The sequence below is a fragment of the Chryseobacterium sp. PvR013 genome (genome assembly GCF_017833095.1).
In the GTDB taxonomy this organism is placed as follows: Bacteria; Bacteroidota; Bacteroidia; order Flavobacteriales; family Weeksellaceae; genus Chryseobacterium; species Chryseobacterium culicis_A.
In genome coordinates this window covers 594,819-611,464 of sequence record NZ_JAFIBT010000001.1, presented here as the reverse complement: position 1 = coordinate 611,464, position 16,646 = coordinate 594,819, and the positions used below count along the sequence as shown (strand labels likewise).

The window sequence follows — 16,646 nt, the reverse complement described above, 5'->3', positions numbered from 1 at the left end:
GAGTATTAGAGTATTAGAGTATTAGAGTATTAGAGTATTAGAGTATTAGAGTATTAGAGTATTAGAATACAAAATTATTCAATTGAAAATTACCTTCCAGTTAACACCTTTCAGACTTTACCATTAAATTATTTTTTTAGCGAAAAGACAAACTGCGAAATAGCGAATCTGCAAATTTTTTCTTACGCATATTTGCCATTTTACCTTTTACTTGTTTAACACCTTTGCCTTTTGTCTTTTCGCTTTTTCATTCTCAAAAAATTATGCAGCACAATACAGTTTATCATAAATGGGTACCACAATGGCTGAAGCTGCCTCTTCTGATATTGGCATTGTTTCCCCACCTGATGTTGTTGTCGCTTTTACATTCGAACAGCGCCTTCACCTCTTCTTTTATGGATGTTGATTCAGACGACATCCAGTATTTAATGATTTTGATGTATGGGACATTTGTGGTTACCCTTTTAGTTTTACAGCGGTTTATGGCTTACTTCAGTGTGAAATATTATGTATTGCTGATGGCCTCTATTTCTGTAATTATTCTTTATGTTTTATCCGTCACCCATGATTATCATGTGATATTGGTCATCCGTTTTTTGGAAGGCATTTTCGGATTACTGGAAGGCGCTATTTTTCTTCCCCTGATTATTGCGGAATTAAAAACAAGACACGCCAAGGTTTTGGCTTATCTCTTTATGTATACCATCATGCTGACCGGAGGAACAATAACCACATCCCTTTTAAAATCCAGTATTGAAGATTACAATTTTCAGCATATGATCCTGATGATGGTGTATTTTCATGTATTTGTACTGATCATTGGTATTGCGTTATTCAACAAAAACAGATTCTTTCCTAAAAAACCTTTGTATCAATTAGATATCACCAGCTGGTTTTTACTCTGGGTATGTCTGCAGGCCGGCGGCTATGCCATCATCTATGGTAAAAGACTGATGTGGTTTGAATCTGATACCATTATCATGTGTCTGTTTATATTCCTTCTTTCAGGAGGTTTATTTATGCTTAAACAAAGAAATTCAAAAAGACCATTATTTCATTTTGAAGTTTTCAGTTCCAGAAATGTGATTGCAGGAATGATTCTGTTTTTCATTTTTTATCTGATCCGTTCGGGATTGAATAATGTATACAGCATCATGGCTACAGTATGGAAATGGCCATGGGATTATATTGTGAATATCCAGTACTGGAATGTGGCAGGAACTCTTTTGGGAATATTATTATCAGGAATCTGCCTTGTTCGCGGAGTCTCTTCAAGGATTGTTTTCTTTACAGGATTTCTGCTGCTTGCTATTGATTGTGCGTGGTTTACCTATACTTTTTATCCAGACACTACCCTTTCCACAATCTGTCCGCCTTTATTCCTGCAGGGCGTTGCTCAGGGATTATTATTTACTCCCCTTGTATTCTTTTTAATTTCAGGAACTCCGGAAGAATATGTTTCCAATGCAACAGCTTTAGGAACGACAACCCGTTTCTGGACAACCGCTATCGGATATGCTTTGATGCAGAACCTGATGCTTTTTTTAACCTTAAAACATTCCGATACACTCAGTGCGAATCTTACAGACACCAATCCTGTTTTTTACAGTCAGTGGAACCAGCTTTTCGGCAGTACGATGTCCAGACTTTCTGTCAATGATTCTCTCTCTGTTACAGCAGGAGCTTTTAAGGCTAAAATTATGGCACAATCCATCCTTCTTTCCAATATGGAAATTTTTACAGGTCTTTTCTGGTTGGCGTTAATTACTGCCATCTGTTTATTACTTTATCACCCTGTAAAAATAGCGGTAAGGAATATCATGTAAGATCAGTTGCCCCAGAAAGACCATACTGTTCCGTTGAAAACAGCCAGTTGCTTTTTTTGCGTGTCATACACCATCATACCAGCTGCAGGAGAAATAATATTGAGGTGGGGAGAGGCTACCTTCGGTAAAATCATAGCTTTATTATCATCTTCCAAAACCAAAATTCCTGAGACTGATGATGGTGTTCCTACTGAAACTTTTGCATCCGGATGATCTGTTAAACTATCCTGCAGACTAGTATCGGCCGTGCCTGTTGTATCTACTGAAAGATCCTTCCAAAGGTTATTCTGATAAACTTTCACCTTCATATCCGAAGTATCAAAAACCATAGTGCCGTTCACAACATTCTGAATACCTGATGTATTGGTTACCCAGGGAAGAACAAGCCCGCGGTTCTCATTTCCAAATTCAATAGATGATGAAGCTGACTCTAAAGTAATTTTCCCTAAAGCAACCTGAGCATTACAACACCCGTAAGCAATAATACCTATAATTAAAGTAATTCTTTTCATTTTATTCAGTTTTCTGTTAATCCGGACAGGTTTGAGTAGTAAAGCATTTCCAGCCCGCAGCTGTTCCGTCAATATTAGCCTGCAGACAATGTTGTGTCATATTATAAACCATCATGCCTTCTTTAAGATCTGCCTGTGGAATGGCTGCTACCTGAGCATCTGTAAGCCTGTTCAGGACAAAGCCTTTATTCTTTGATTCTAATACGACCCACGCTCCTTTCCTTGCGCCCGGCCAGTTGCTTGCTCCACTGTCTGCCCTGCTCAATGAAGTAATTCCAAAATCTGAAGAAAGAATAGTTCCTGCGGTTACAGCAGGCTTATAGCAAGGTACAATTCCTGGGACTGTAACGGTAACCGTTGCAGTATCGCAATTTGATGGAGATGCTGTCTGGCAGATCTGATACACCAAATTGTACGTTCCGGGAGCTGTGCCCGGAGCTGCGATGATATGCCCATCCGTAGTATTGAGTGAAATATTGGGATTTGAAGTTGATACCTGAGATAAAATAATATTGGAAAGAGTTGCCTGTGCTCCTCCATAGGTTTCAAAATCATTATCAAGTACAATTCCTGCTGAAGATCCTCCTGCAGCAATAGTATAGGTATCGTCTACCGCCATTGGGGGTAAATCTCCATTGATTGCAGGACAAAATCCGGGATTAATGATCAAAGGAGCGCTGCAGCTGTTGGTAGAAGCACAATCATACGTAACATTTGTCAGGAAATTTGGGTTACTGTTCATGAAAACCGTACCTGGATCAGATGCACCAGTGGTTCTCTTAAAATCAAGATTTGGCCCTACAGCTGCATTTCCTACCTGAATTGGGTTTTGCAGGACTATATAGCCTTTTTTTGTGGATGAAGATGGCCCTTTGATGGCAGCATTTCCTCCCTGAAACTGGTTTAAGGCCAATTGGCCCTCATTATAAATCACCGCATCAGCAGGAGCATTATTCATATTCCCGTTAGAGGTAAAAAGACCAAAATTATAAATTTCACTGCTGCTTCCTGATAAATTAATATCACCTCCTACGGTAAAAATGCCGGTATTGATGATTTTACCGCCATTAATATTAAATCCATTCTGAGATATAATGGTACCACAATTCACATACACACTCTGCTCATTATTCCCATAGTTACCACCGATGAATATCAACCCGCCACCTTCGTTCCTGAATAAAGTGGTAGCAGAACTGCTCATGTTCAGGTTTCCATTGATATTGAGATTTCCAAAATTATCAATCCTATTCGTGGAATTATCCCCTAATTGCAACACTCCCATTTCGATAAGGCCCTCATTGACAATTTCGTTCACCTGCCCGCCAATGGTAAGATTTCCATTTCCTCCTCCTACTGTTATATTTCCTGTATTATAAACGTGAACATTCAGGTTGGCAACACTCGTTATGGTCTGGTTAAAACTGAGTGTTCCATGCACTTCAAAGCTTGCAGGTGCATTGGTGGCTCCGCTTATACTATTCTGAAACTGCAGTGTAACTCCCGAAGCAATACAAATCTTGGAGTTGGTTCCAAAAGTTGGATTATTAAACGTCATATCAGCAGTGAAACAAACCGTTGTATTATCGGGAAAATGAAAATCAGGGTCTGTAGGATTTTGAACACCGCAGCTTGTACATTGTGCGTAACTGAAATAATGAAAAAATAAAGGTAATAAATAGAGTAATTTTGTCATCCTTACATTTTTATACAATAAAACTACAATATTTTTATCACCAAACAATGATTTCTTCAATATTTATTATTTTGTTAATAATTATAGGATATTATTTTGTTTTTAATTAAATTAATCCATCATTATTATGTATAAATTTCTCAGTCATGCGATGCTGGAAATAGGACAGATTAATAAAAAACCACCCAATGGAAATTGAAAAAATTTTACAGAGCCAAAGAGATTTTTTTAAAACACAGCAAAGCAAAAGTCTTGCTTTCCGGAAAATGTATCTCGAAAAGCTTAAAAGTCTCATTATTTCTAATGAGGATATGCTCTATGAAGCAATTAACAAAGATTTCGGGAAATCAAAATTTGATACTTTCACCACAGAATTATCCTTTATTCTGAATGATATTAATTATTATATCAAAAATTTAAAAACGCTTTCAAAACCTAAAAAAGTAAGTACTAATCTTGTTAATCAGCTGGGAAACAGTAAAATTTATGCTGATCCACTGGGATGTATACTGGTAATCGGGGCATGGAATTATCCTTATCAGTTATCCCTTTCCCCTATTATTGCGGCAATGGCGGCCGGAAACTGCTGTATTCTAAAGCCTAGCGAAATAGCTTCAAATACCATGAAAGCTATGATTTCTATCATCAATGAAAATTTTCCCCCTGAATATCTTTATGGGTATGAAGGCGGTATTGATGAAACGACCGCTCTTTTAAGGTTAAAATTTGACAAAATATTTTTTACAGGAAGCACAAAAGTGGGAAAGATCGTTTACAAAGCAGCAGCAGAACATCTTACCCCAGTAACCCTTGAGCTGGGAGGAAAATCTCCGGCAATTGTCACCCAACATGCGAATCTTGAAATGGCAGCCAAAAGAATTGTCTGGGGGAAATTCCTCAATGCCGGACAAACCTGTGTAGCTCCCGATTATCTGTTGGTAGAAGAAACCATTCAGGAACAATTCCTGGAAATGCTTAGGAAATACATCAAACAATTCAAATATGAGATGGATTCTGAGCAGTATACAAGAATTATTAATCAAAGAAATTTCCAGCGCCTTATACGTCTTATAAATCAAGAAAAAATTTATTCCGGTGGACATTTCGATGAAGAAAAGCTATACATTGAGCCTACCATTCTCAACTCTATCGACTGGAATGATGAAATTATGCAGGAAGAAATTTTCGGTCCTCTTCTGCCGGTTATTAGCTTTCAAAATTATAATGCAGCTCTAAACGCCATTATAGAACTTGAAAAACCTTTAGCAGCTTATCTTTTCACCAATGACTCCGAAGAGAAAGAAAACTTTACACGGAAACTTTCTTTCGGAGGAGGCTGTATCAATGATACGGTAATGCATTTAAGCAATGATCATCTTCCGTTTGGAGGTGTTGGCAACTCAGGAATAGGAAATTATCACGGAAAATATGGTTTCGAAGCTTTTTCACACCAGAAAGCAGTTCTTGAAAAAGCAACATGGGGTGAACCTGATATCAAATATCCGCCTTATTCGGAAAAAAAATTAAGCTGGATAAAAAAATTATTATAATTTCTCCCTGATAAGGGATTTTAATTGAAAAAAACAATATATTTATGCCCTAAAACTAAAATCAATATCCATGAAAAATTTGAAAAAATTATCAAGAGAAAAATTAAGTAAGTTAAAAGGAGGAGTATCATGCGCTACATCTTGCTCGGATGGAAGTATGGTATATATCAGTTCTTGTACTTCGTGTATTGAGTATTCAGGCGCCGCAGCTTGCTATGACGCTAATGGAAAAGGCGCAATACGCATGGAGTTCTGTGCTGGTTCTTAAAATATTAAAAAACAAAAACCCGTTCTTAATGAACGGGTTTTATTTTTAAAGAACCTTTCCTTTTTCCAAAAATTCTTTTACTTTTTCTTTGCTATAGCCTTTTCCTGATTCTAAGACTTCACTCTGCTGAACATGGATCTTTTTACCATCTTTATCTAAAATGATGAAGAAAGGATAAAATTGCTGCTCCTTAATATTAATATATTGAGCAAAAACTTTCTCATTCTTATTGTCCGGAGAATAATTCAGGTGATAATACAAATAATTTTTGTCAACAATTTCCTTCAGTTCAGGGGTCGTCTGTACAAAATTATTAAAACGAAGACACCAGATACACCAGTTACCACCTGCCTGAATCATTATATTTTTGCCTTCCTTCTTAGCCTGGGCAACCAGTCTATTAATATCAGCCTGAGCATCAGCTTTTGGGTCATAAGGTTTAGGAAGCTTCGCTTTTTCTTCAGCTGCCTTTTTCTGAGCCTCTAATTTAGCCTGCTCTGCAGGAACTATAAGCGCTGTTTTTTGTTTTCCTTTATCAGGGGAATTCTTTACATCTTGCGAAAAAGCGAAAGTACTTAATCCCAGGAAAGCGAATATTATCAATCTTTTCATAATATAAAAGTAAAAAAAATAACACATATCCTTCTGCAAAAATAGAACCATAATTTTATTATCACTAAATTTGCGTGTTTTATGAATTTTCTAATCAAAATATTATATCTGATCTCCAAGCTTCCGCTGAAAATATTGTATATTTTTTCGGACGTCATCTTTTTCCTAAACTATTATCTCGTAGGATATAGAAAAGAGGTCATTACTCAGAACCTGAGAAACTCATTTCCCGAGAAATCTGAAGATGAGATTAAAGAGATAAGAAAAAAGTTCTACCTTAATTTTTCAGATTATCTGGTAGAGACTATAAAATCTTTCAGCATTTCGGAGACAGAGGCCCGGGTGAGAATGCAGCATATCAACCAGGATCTTTTTCATGAAGCCAAAAAGGAAGGTAAAAATATTATCTTGCTGGCAGGGCATGTGTTTAATTGGGAGTGGATCAATGCATTGGCAAAGATTGTTCCCCAGGCTCACTGCCATCCCGTATACAGAAAGGTAAATAACGATTTTTGGGAAAATCAGATGAAGCAGGTCCGAAACAAATTCGGAAATGAAGCATTGGAAGCCAATGAAGTTATTCTGAATATTTTCAGATCTAAAAATAACGGAGATTCTGCTTATATGTTTGTAGCAGACCAAACTCCTCATCACGCCCATGTTACCTACGGATTAGAATTTTTGAATCAGCGCACTCCTGCTTTTATAGGATATGATAAACTGGCAACAAGAATGGATCTTGTCTTTATCTATTGTGAGATGAAAAAGGTGAAACGCGGTTATTATCAGGTTAATTATCATAGAATATATCCGGATAATGAAAAATTCACAGAAAATGAGGTCGTGAGAAAATTTCATAAATTATTGGAAAATACGCTACACAAAAATCCTGACAACTACCTTTGGTCACACAGAAAATGGAAATATCAGAACTCTATCAAAAATTTTGATTCTGAAAAAAAATAGATTGACATGCAGAAAAAACTGGCAGTTGCCATCTTAAACTGGAACGGCAGAAACTGGCTTGAGAAATTTCTTCCGGGTGTGGTTCAATTTTCCCAGAATACCGATATCTATGTGATAGACAATCTTTCTACAGATGATTCCATTGAGTTTCTAGAAAAGAATTTCCCAACGGTAAACATTATTAAAAATGATGAAAACTATGGGTTTGCAGGCGGTTATAATGAAGGATTAAAATCCATCAAGAATGAATATTACTGTCTTCTCAACTCTGATGTAGAAGTTACTGAGAACTGGACGGCACCTGTATTGGAATTATTGGAAAACAACTCTTCCATTTCAGCCATACAGCCTAAAGTTTTATCTTATCATAACAGAAACTATTTCGAATTTGCGGGTGCTGCCGGAGGATTGATAGACAACCTTGGATATCCGTATTGCAGAGGAAGAGTTTTTGATGATCTGGAAGAAGATAAAGGTCAGTATAATGACCAAACAGAGATTTTCTGGGCCTCAGGCTGCTGTTTTTTTATCCGTTCAAAAGATTTTTGGGACCAGAATGGCTTTGATGCAAGATTTTTTGCCCATCAGGAAGAAATTGATCTGTGCTGGAGGCTTATCAACGCTGGCAAGAAGATTTATTATACCGGAAAATCAAGTGTTTATCATGTAGGGGGTGGAACGCTCAACAAACAGAGTGCTCAGAAGACTTATTTAAACATCAGAAATAATCTTTCTATGATGCTTAAAAACCTTCCTTTTCCTCAATTGATCTGGCTCATCTTTTTCAGGTTATGTCTGGATAGTGTTGCCGGAATTTATTTTGGATTAAAGCATGGTTTCCCACATCTTTGGGCTGTTGTAAGAGCTCATTTTGGGTTTTATGCTCAGCTTCCGGGAACATGGAAACTTCGTCAGAAACACCAGAAGAATGACTTCTACCAATCAAAATGGTTGATTTTTAAACACTTTTTGGGCGGAAGGTGATAGGTGGCAGATGATGGGTAATAGGTTGCAGGGATTAGGGATTAGGGATTAGGGATTAGGGATTAGGGATTAGGGAAAATTACTACTTTCTATACTTATTTTGAACTAAGACTCATTAGAGTAAAATTCCATTACTTCAATTAACCTTAAACTTTAAACCAAAAACCTTGAAAATCAAATTCTAAACAAGAGAACCAGTAACCAGCAACAATAACAAACAAGCAACCAGCAACAACTAACAACTTATAATTTAAAACAATGGATTTCTGTGCAATAGATTTTGAAACGGCCACTCACGAGAAAAGTTCAGCTTGTGAGATGGGAATTTGTGTGGTACAGGATTCTAAAATTGTTGAAACAAAAACCTGGCTGATAAAACCTCCGAGTTTTCCTTATTTCAGTAAATTCAATATTGCAGTGCATGGTATTCATCCTGAAGATGTGAAAGATGCTCCTACTTTTGATGAAATATGGTATGAAGCTCAGGAAATGATGTACGGTAGCCTTATGATTGCTCATAATGCGGGTTTCGATGCATCTGTTTTAAGAGGATGTCTGGAACATTACGGGATGTTCACCCCAAAATTAAATTATTTGTGCAGTATTCAGCTTGCTAAGAAATCATGGAATTATCTTCCGAAATACGGACTGAAACCATTAGCTGAATATCATAAGATTGATTTTACCCACCACAGAGCAGGTGCTGATGCTGAAGTATGTGCCAAGATTTCTTTATTGGCATTTGAGAAACTCTTCCTCACCAGTAATGATGAAGTTAACGATTATATGAAAGCAAAAATCAAAAAGCTTTAATAGCAGACTATTGAACCCGGGTTCTTGGTCTGCAATCTATATCAATCATTAATTACTCAACACTTCAGACAGTAGATTGAATTTTGGAATATCAATCTCAAAAGTCTCCTGTGTTTCCAGGTTTTTAACCAGGTATTTTCCGCTCATATTTCCTACTCCGGAACGAAGCATTACATTAGAGAAGTAAGCGAAATTTTCGCCTGTTCCTATCTCAGGGGTCAATCCGATTACCCCATCGCCTATAATTTCTGTGTATCCGAATCCGACATCGAAGATCAGCCATTTTCTTTTTAATACTTTGATAGGAAAGCTTCCGTCATTTTCTATCGTAATATTGTATTTAAAAACGTAACGGTTTTCGGATGGATAACTGTTTTTACTATCATATTCAGGTATAACTGAAACTTTGATATTGGAAGTCATTTTTGAAAACATCATTGTAGCATTTTCTTAATAAATACAAAAATCTCGCCTTTTTTGAGGCGAGATTATATATTATGTTATAATTTCATTAAAAACTATAATCCAAGGCCTTTTCTTTCGTCACCTCCCATTAGTATTTCAACAGGATTGTCGATACCTTCTTTTACCGCTACAAGGAATCCTACAGATTCTTTACCATCGATAATTCTGTGGTCATAAGACATTGCTACATACATCATTGGTCTGATTACTACCTGTCCATCAACAGCTACTGGTCTCTGGATGATGTTGTGCATTCCTAAGATTGCAGATTGTGGAGGGTTGATGATTGGAGTAGACATCATAGATCCGAAAGTACCACCATTGGTAATTGTGAAAGTACCACCAGTCATTTCATCAACAGTAATTTTACCGTCTCTTACTTTTACAGCAAGATCTTTGATGTTGGCTTCAACTCCTGCAAAAGACATATTTTCAGCGTTTCTCAATACCGGAACCATTAATCCTTTAGGACCTGAAACCGCAATTGAGATATCACAGAAGTCGTAGTTTACTTTGAAGTCTCCGTCAATAGATGCGTTTACATCCGGATACATTTGTAATGCTCTTGTCACTGCTTTTGTAAAGAAAGACATGAAACCAAGTCCTACACCGTGTTTTTGAGCAAATTCTTCTTTATATTGTTTTCTTAATCTGAAGATTTCAGACATATCCACTTCGTTGAAAGTCGTCAACATTGCCGTTTCATTTTTTACAGAAACCAGTCTTTGAGCGATTTTTCTTCTTAAAACTGAAAGTTTAGTAGTAGTGGTAGTTCTTGCACCTGTAGCTGTCATAGGGCTTCCTCCTAATGCAGGAACCGCTGCTAATTCAGCATCAGTTTTAGTGATTCTTCCGTCTCTTCCTGTCCCTGAAACCTGAGCAGCATCCATTCCTTTTTCGTCAAGGATTTTCTTAGCAGCCGGAGATGGAGCTCCTGTTGCATAAGTTTGTGGTGCCGCTACCGGAGCAGCAGCTTTCGGAGCTTCTTGTTTAGCAGGTTCAGCAGCTTTCGGAGCTTCTTCCTGTTTTGGAGCTTCAGCAGCAGGTGCAGCACCTTCTGGTCTTGCAGCATCCATATCAATTAAACAAACTACCTGACCTACTTGTACTACATCACCTTCTTCTGCTTTTAAAGTGATAATACCACTTTGTTCTGCAGGCAATTCAAGAGTTGCTTTATCTGAATCCACTTCGGCGATAGGTTGATCTTTTTCTACATAATCACCATCTTTTACAAGCCAAGTTGCAATTTCAACTTCTGTAATTGATTCGCCCGGGGAAGGAACTTTCATTTCTAAAACTGACATATCGAGTATTTTTTATTTTTTAATTGGATATTATTTAAATTAAGCTGTAACTGGTCTTTTTGCAGGAGCATCATCTCTGTCGAAAACTCTGTTGATCACTGCATTTTGGTTTTTTTCAAACATTTTGTGGCTACCTGGAGCCGGAGCACCACTTGGTACCGGAGCAACTACCTGGATTCCTGTATCTCTGAAGTTTCTCAGGATATAAGACCAAGCCCCCATGTTTTCAGGTTCTTCCTGAGCCCATACTAATTGTTTTCTGTTTTCGTATTTGTTGAAGATGGCTTCAATAGCATCTGCCTGTAGCGGATATAACTGCTCAAATCTTACTAATGCGATATTTTCACAGTTTAGCTCTTCTTTCTTCGCTAGTAATTCGAAATACAGTTTACCTGAACAAAGAACTACTTTTTCTACTTTTTTAGGATCTGCTGTTGGATCGTCCAATACTGGCTGGAATGCACCGTTTGCAAAATCTTCAAGCGGAGAAACAACTTTAGGATGTCTCAATAGAGATTTAGGACTCATTACAATCAATGGTTTTCTGAACGCCCATTTCAACTGTCTTCTCAATAAATGGAAGTAGTTGGCAGGTGAAGTAATATTCGCTACCACCATGTTTTCGTTAGCACAAAGGGTAAGGAATCTCTCCAATCTTGCTGAAGAGTGCTCTGCACCCTGCCCTTCTGAACCGTGAGGCAATAACATTACCAATCCGTCCTGGATTTTCCATTTTTCTTCTGCCGCAGCTAAATACTGGTCAACGATAATCTGAGCACCGTTCACGAAATCTCCGAACTGAGCTTCCCAGATTGTCAATGTATTTGGAGAAGCCATTGCATATCCGTAATCGAAACCTAGAACACCATATTCTGAAAGGTGAGAGTTGAATACATCAAATCTGCTTTCAGAAACGTGTCTTAATGGGATATATTCTTCTTCTGTATCTTCAGTTTTTACCACAGCATGTCTGTGAGAGAATGTTCCTCTTTCTACATCTTCCCCTGAGATTCTTACATTGTGACCTTCTACAAGAAGTGTTGCATAAGCTAACCACTCTCCTAGCGCCCAGTCTAATGAGTTTCCATCAATAGCTTTGATACGGTTATCGAAAAGTCTTGTAATTTTATTGATGAACTTTTTATCAGCTGGAAGTGTTGACATTTTAAGCGCCAATTCTTTCAGTTTCGCTAAGTCATATTTTGTATCTACCGGTAACTGAACTGCTCCTCTCTTACCAATTGGATAATTTACCCAATCTTCAGCCATGAACACATCCATTACGTTTTTCTCAATCTCTTTAGAAGCATCAAAATCTTTATCTAAGAGCGCTTTGAATTCCGTTTCCATTTTAGCAATTACATCGTTGGAAGTAATGCTGTCTTTAAGCAATTTATCTTTATAAATTTCTCTTGGATTCGGGTGTTTTGAAATGGTTTTATAAAGGTTAGGCTGAGTGAATCTTGGTTCATCACCTTCGTTGTGACCATATTTTCTATATCCTAAAAGATCGATATACACATCTTTTCCGAATTTTGCTCTGAAATCAGCAGCAAAGTGGATGGCGTGAACAACCGCTTCAGCATCGTCAGCATTTACGTGCATTACAGGAGATTCTGTAACTTTTGCAATGTCTGTACAGTACGTTGAAGATCTTGCATCCATGTAGTTCGTAGTAAATGAAACCTGGTTGTTTACAACGATATGAACAGTACCTCCAGTTCTGTATCCTTCCAATGTCATCATCTGAGCCACTTCATAAGCAATACCTTGTCCAGCAATAGCACCATCACCGTGGATGATGATTGGCAATACTTTAGAATAATCTTTGTATTTGTCATCTACTTTTGCACGGCAGATACCTTCTACAAGGGCAGCTACTGTTTCAAGGTGAGATGGGTTTGGCGTAAGGTTGATGCAAACTTCTTCTCCTGAAGCCGTTTTGATTTTTTTAGATGATCCTAAGTGATATTTAACATCTCCTGAGAATACATCTTCTTCGAATTCTTTTCCTTCAAATTCTGAGAAGATCTGCTTGTAAGATTTTCCGAAGATATTCGTCAGTACGTTTAGTCTACCTCTGTGAGCCATTCCTAATACCACTTCATCTACTCCTAACTGAGAAGATCTTGAGATCAGCTGATCTAAAGCAGGGATTAATGTTTCACCACCTTCCAATGAGAATCTTTTTTGTCCTACAAATTTTGTGTGAAGATAGTTTTCAAAAGCAACCGCCTGGTTTAATTTTAATAAGATTTCTGTTTTTTCGTTTGCAGAAAGGCTTGGGTGGTTTTCATTTACCTGAAGCCATCTTTTAATAAAATCTTTTTCTTCAACATTGTTGATGTACGTATATTCTACTCCGATAGAATCACAGTAGATGCTTTCAAGGTGTTTGATCAAATCTGCTAAAGTAGCAGGTTCTTTCATTCCTGTTTCTACAGCACAGTTGAATTTTGTATTTAAATCTTCTTTAGAAAGACCGAAGTTTTCGATGTCTAAAGTAGGTGTATAGTGTCTTCTTTCTCTAACTGGGTTAGTCTTTGTAAAAAGGTGCCCTCTTGTTCTGTAAGCCTCAATAAGGTTTACTACTTTAAATTCTTTCTTGATATGTTCAGGAACTTCTCCGTTTGATACTGCCTGAGAAATCTGTTGTTGTACTGCCGGGGCAGCGTTGGCCGGAGCCTGAATAAACTGAATGTTATCGTCATCTCCGTAGTTCTCCAAAGCAAAATCGAAGCCTTGAAAGAAAGCTTTCCATGATGGTTCTAGAGAGTCCGGGAATTTTAAGTACTGTTGGTATAAATCCTCAATTAACTGAGAATGAGCTGCGTTTAGGAATGAAAATCTGTCCATTATTACAGTTTATCTATTTATTAAAATTTATTTGTAGAATTAATCTTCAAATTTAATAAAAAAAACCGAGTTAGAACAGTCTGAAACCGTTAAAAAAACTTAAGAAAAAATAAATTAAGAAAAAATTACTTATACACTGATAATGAGAGTTTAACATTCACCTCCTGTCCTTCCATCGGACGTTCAATAAAGGTCTGACGGATATCTCCGAAGCGCATCTCATCTTTTTTGGCTTTCTGAATCAGTTGCTGGATTGCCCGAATTCGTCCCTCATAGTTCCCTTTGTAGTACATTACGTAATTTTGAGACGGATTTACGGACCTAAAATTGAAATTATTGTCAGACACTCCAATTTTCTTAGAAAGTGGAATTCCGAGGAAATAAGAAACCTCTTTGTCTTTGTAATTATCTGCGTCTGTAATCAGAATAGGATATCCGAATTCATCATCTCTTTTTCCAAGGTCCATCGTTACGAAATTATATACTTTGTTATAATTCATCACAATATTTTTGTAGAGCGCATCTTTTTTATTCGAAGTACTTACATTGATTCCCAGCAACAGTTTGTCTTCTTCATTTTCTACCATGAGACTGTCGTACTTAATAGCCGCCATTTGGTTATCTTTTTCTACTTTATTTTCTAAAGAGTTTTTAAGGTTCGCCATACTTTTATTGATATTCTCAGCAAAACGGTCTTCAGTCCAGAAGTTTTCCACCCTTTTCCAGACAGAAAGTTTCGGGGTGTGTACGTACCAGATGATCTTTGTTTTTTCTGCAGAAACCGGCTTAAATTTAACGTCAACTAATGTTGGATTTTCATTTTCATCCTCAAACAGCTGATATTTCAATGTTTTATTGAGGTTCTCATACCTGATGAACATTTCTCCATCGGTATTATTTTTAGGATCTACATAACTGATGGCACTTCCCTGCCCTTCATAAGGCGTATAATAATCAATATCTATAGAAGATGAGCTGGTAAAAAAGTTATTCCATCTCGTAAAATTCTGAAGGTTATTAAACTGAACAAAAACCTTCTCCACCGGATAATCGATCTCTTTTTCTATGGTAAAGTTTTTACTTTCATCCACAAAATAATACATGGAAGCAGCATAAGCTCCTCCCAAAAGAATAATAATTACCGCTAAAATTTTAAAAATACGCATCGCACAAAAATAATACAAATAAAAAGAGTGAACAATATACAGATTGTTTTGAAAAAAAATAATGCATTAAAAAATATTGATTTAATGATTAATATCAAATAATCTGTGGTATGTATGGTATGCATATTGTTTTTTGGAACGCCTTAATTTTATTTTTATGAAGAAGTTATGTACATTTCCATTGGTTTTGTTATCATCAGTTGTATTTTCCCAATACTCAATTTCTGAAATCCCACAGGATGGATACCTGAAAGACTTTGATATCGCAGTTGACATCATTCAGAAACAGCATCCAAATCCTTACAGATTCCACAGCAAGGAAATTATTGACAAAAAAATAGATTCTCTCCGTAATATTGTTAAAAAAGATCCAAGCTATATCAGCCTGCTTATGAACAATCCTGCGAGAATCATTGGGGACGGACACAGTTCCTTCAGTGCAGATTCCAATTATTTTGAAAACATTCTAAGTTCTCTTTATTTTTTTCCTCTGCAGACTTATGTACAGAATGGCCAACTATTTGTGAATGGATCCAACCCTTATGCTATTGAAGTGGGAAGCGAGATTATTGAGATTAATAATACAAGTTCTTCAGAGCTTTTAAAGGCTGTTCCTAAAGCTGCGGACGGAAATATTAAAGTGGAAGATGTAGATATGTCTTTTTACATTCCTTTTGTCTTAAAAAACCAGACCAATGATTTCACCTTGAAATACGAAACACTTAAAGGAGAACAGAAAACTGCAAAAGTGAAAGGAATTAAGTATCCGAGATACTATTATGAAAGCAGGCATTCTGTATTGCCTGTTGATCTGATTTCAGAAAGCTATGGAATTTATGGTTATTCCATTGATTCTGAAACGTACTATTTGTCTGTAAAATCTTTTTCTTATGATGAAAGCTTTTTATATGAAAGGCTAAAGAAATTTTTCCAGGAAATGAAGGATCTGAAAGCTAAAAAACTGATTATAGACATCCGTAATAATTCGGGTGGAGCTATCAGCAATGTCCCTTTGCTGTATTCGTTCATTGCTAAAGATAAAACATTCAATAATGAATATCAGTACGGAACTAAGGTTGTTGACATCAATTACAAAGATTATCTGGTAGATCCTCAAACCAGCCGTTATTATTCTGATAAAGATATTGCGGATCAGAATAATTTCATGAGACAGCGATTTGACAAAGCAGAAAAAGGAGATTATTATTTTGGAAACTCAAGGCTTGATAATACATATATAAAAAGTTACCCGAGAGACGGAATATTTTTTGACGGGAAAATTATTTTACTGATTAATAACCGTACTTTCTCTGCAGCCACTTATTTTGCATCGTTATTTAAAAGTGAAAAAAGAGGGAAAATTATAGGAAAGGAAACCGGCTCTTGCAGCAATTTCACTACAGCCGCATGGTTTCTTACCTACAGACTACCCAATACCAAGTCTGTTATTTCTATTCCAAGAACGGAAATCTTCTTTAACAGTAATGATAAAGAGAATGTTGCCAAATGTACAGGTGTAATTCCTGATCATGCCGTTAGTACCAGCTTTTTCTTAGAATCATTAAAAGAGCAAAAAGATCCTGAATTAGAATACTCATTGACTTTGTTTTCCAAATAGAAATACT

13 protein-coding genes are annotated in these 16,646 nt (G+C 36.7%); 6 read left to right on the top strand and 7 right to left on the bottom strand.

What is annotated here, in order from left to right:
- The first annotated feature begins 263 nt into the window (after positions 1-263).
- Positions 264-1,826: a hypothetical protein gene (locus JOE44_RS02805; RefSeq protein WP_209784250.1), complete on the top strand. Its 1,563-nt coding sequence runs from the start codon at positions 264-266 to the stop codon at positions 1,824-1,826.
- Between the two features lie 2 nt (positions 1,827-1,828).
- On the opposite strand, the gene JOE44_RS02800 is transcribed toward JOE44_RS02805, so the two are convergent.
- On the bottom strand, positions 1,829-2,338 hold the full coding sequence (locus JOE44_RS02800) for a hypothetical protein (RefSeq protein ID WP_209784249.1): 510 nt from the start codon (positions 2,336-2,338) through the stop codon (positions 1,829-1,831).
- A gap of 16 nt (positions 2,339-2,354) precedes the next feature.
- The gene (locus JOE44_RS02795) at positions 2,355-4,034 is read right to left on the bottom strand and encodes a hypothetical protein (RefSeq protein ID WP_209784248.1); all 1,680 of its coding nucleotides are present in this window, start codon (positions 4,032-4,034) and stop codon (positions 2,355-2,357) included.
- Positions 4,035-4,222: 188 nt separating this feature from the next.
- On the opposite strand from JOE44_RS02795, the gene JOE44_RS02790 reads away from it, so the two are divergent.
- Positions 4,223-5,584 carry an aldehyde dehydrogenase gene (locus JOE44_RS02790; protein ID WP_209784247.1) on the top strand — a complete coding sequence of 454 codons (1,362 nt, stop codon included), beginning with the start codon at positions 4,223-4,225 and terminating at the stop codon, positions 5,582-5,584.
- Positions 5,585-5,897: 313 nt separating this feature from the next.
- On the opposite strand, the gene JOE44_RS02785 is transcribed toward JOE44_RS02790, so the two are convergent.
- Positions 5,898-6,464: a thioredoxin family protein gene (locus tag JOE44_RS02785; RefSeq protein ID WP_209784246.1), complete on the bottom strand. Its 567-nt coding sequence runs from the start codon at positions 6,462-6,464 to the stop codon at positions 5,898-5,900.
- 81 nt (positions 6,465-6,545) lie between these two features.
- Here JOE44_RS02785 and JOE44_RS02780 point away from each other — a divergent pair, with 81 nt between their 5' ends.
- From JOE44_RS02780 to JOE44_RS02770, 3 genes are all read left to right on the top strand, one after another.
- Positions 6,546-7,430, top strand: coding sequence for a lysophospholipid acyltransferase family protein (locus JOE44_RS02780; protein WP_209784245.1), 885 nt, complete (start codon positions 6,546-6,548; stop codon positions 7,428-7,430).
- 6 nt (positions 7,431-7,436) lie between these two features.
- Entirely contained in the window at positions 7,437-8,414 is a 978-nt protein-coding gene (locus JOE44_RS02775; protein ID WP_209784244.1) for a glycosyltransferase family 2 protein, read from the top strand.
- 258 nt (positions 8,415-8,672) lie between these two features.
- Complete coding sequence (locus tag JOE44_RS02770; RefSeq protein ID WP_209784243.1) at positions 8,673-9,227, top strand: 3'-5' exonuclease; 555 nt, start codon at positions 8,673-8,675, stop codon at positions 9,225-9,227.
- A gap of 48 nt (positions 9,228-9,275) precedes the next feature.
- Here the strand turns inward: JOE44_RS02770 and apaG are convergent, their stop codons facing one another.
- The 4 genes from apaG to JOE44_RS02750 form a co-directional block, all read right to left on the bottom strand.
- Positions 9,276-9,665: a Co2+/Mg2+ efflux protein ApaG gene (apaG, locus tag JOE44_RS02765; RefSeq protein ID WP_065398091.1), complete on the bottom strand. Its 390-nt coding sequence runs from the start codon at positions 9,663-9,665 to the stop codon at positions 9,276-9,278.
- Positions 9,666-9,745: 80 nt separating this feature from the next.
- Positions 9,746-10,999, bottom strand: a complete 1,254-nt coding sequence (gene odhB / locus JOE44_RS02760; protein ID WP_105682114.1) for a 2-oxoglutarate dehydrogenase complex dihydrolipoyllysine-residue succinyltransferase — start codon at positions 10,997-10,999, stop codon at positions 9,746-9,748.
- Positions 11,000-11,038: 39 nt separating this feature from the next.
- A complete protein-coding gene (locus JOE44_RS02755) occupies positions 11,039-13,855 on the bottom strand; it encodes a 2-oxoglutarate dehydrogenase E1 component (protein WP_209784242.1) in 2,817 nt (938 codons plus the stop codon).
- A gap of 125 nt (positions 13,856-13,980) precedes the next feature.
- Complete coding sequence (locus tag JOE44_RS02750) at positions 13,981-15,021, bottom strand: polyketide cyclase (protein WP_209784241.1); 1,041 nt, start codon at positions 15,019-15,021, stop codon at positions 13,981-13,983.
- A 157-nt stretch (positions 15,022-15,178) separates the two neighbouring features.
- Here JOE44_RS02750 and JOE44_RS02745 point away from each other — a divergent pair, with 157 nt between their 5' ends.
- Entirely contained in the window at positions 15,179-16,639 is a 1,461-nt protein-coding gene (locus JOE44_RS02745) for a S41 family peptidase (RefSeq protein ID WP_209784240.1), read from the top strand.
- Positions 16,640-16,646 lie beyond the last annotated feature (7 nt).

Coding starts and splice junctions, on each gene's coding strand:
- JOE44_RS02755 (WP_209784242.1), bottom strand. CDS start 13,855: ATGGACAGATTTTCATTCCTAAACGCAGCTCATTCTCAGTTAATTGAG.
- odhB (WP_105682114.1), bottom strand. CDS start 10,999: ATGTCAGTTTTAGAAATGAAAGTTCCTTCCCCGGGCGAATCAATTACA.
- JOE44_RS02805 (WP_209784250.1), top strand. CDS start 264: ATGCAGCACAATACAGTTTATCATAAATGGGTACCACAATGGCTGAAG.
- apaG (WP_065398091.1), bottom strand. CDS start 9,665: ATGATGTTTTCAAAAATGACTTCCAATATCAAAGTTTCAGTTATACCT.
- JOE44_RS02785 (WP_209784246.1), bottom strand. CDS start 6,464: ATGAAAAGATTGATAATATTCGCTTTCCTGGGATTAAGTACTTTCGCT.
- JOE44_RS02750 (WP_209784241.1), bottom strand. CDS start 15,021: ATGCGTATTTTTAAAATTTTAGCGGTAATTATTATTCTTTTGGGAGGA.
- JOE44_RS02745 (WP_209784240.1), top strand. CDS start 15,179: ATGAAGAAGTTATGTACATTTCCATTGGTTTTGTTATCATCAGTTGTA.
- JOE44_RS02790 (WP_209784247.1), top strand. CDS start 4,223: ATGGAAATTGAAAAAATTTTACAGAGCCAAAGAGATTTTTTTAAAACA.
- JOE44_RS02775 (WP_209784244.1), top strand. CDS start 7,437: ATGCAGAAAAAACTGGCAGTTGCCATCTTAAACTGGAACGGCAGAAAC.
- JOE44_RS02795 (WP_209784248.1), bottom strand. CDS start 4,034: ATGACAAAATTACTCTATTTATTACCTTTATTTTTTCATTATTTCAGT.
- JOE44_RS02770 (WP_209784243.1), top strand. CDS start 8,673: ATGGATTTCTGTGCAATAGATTTTGAAACGGCCACTCACGAGAAAAGT.
- JOE44_RS02780 (WP_209784245.1), top strand. CDS start 6,546: ATGAATTTTCTAATCAAAATATTATATCTGATCTCCAAGCTTCCGCTG.
- JOE44_RS02800 (WP_209784249.1), bottom strand. CDS start 2,338: ATGAAAAGAATTACTTTAATTATAGGTATTATTGCTTACGGGTGTTGT.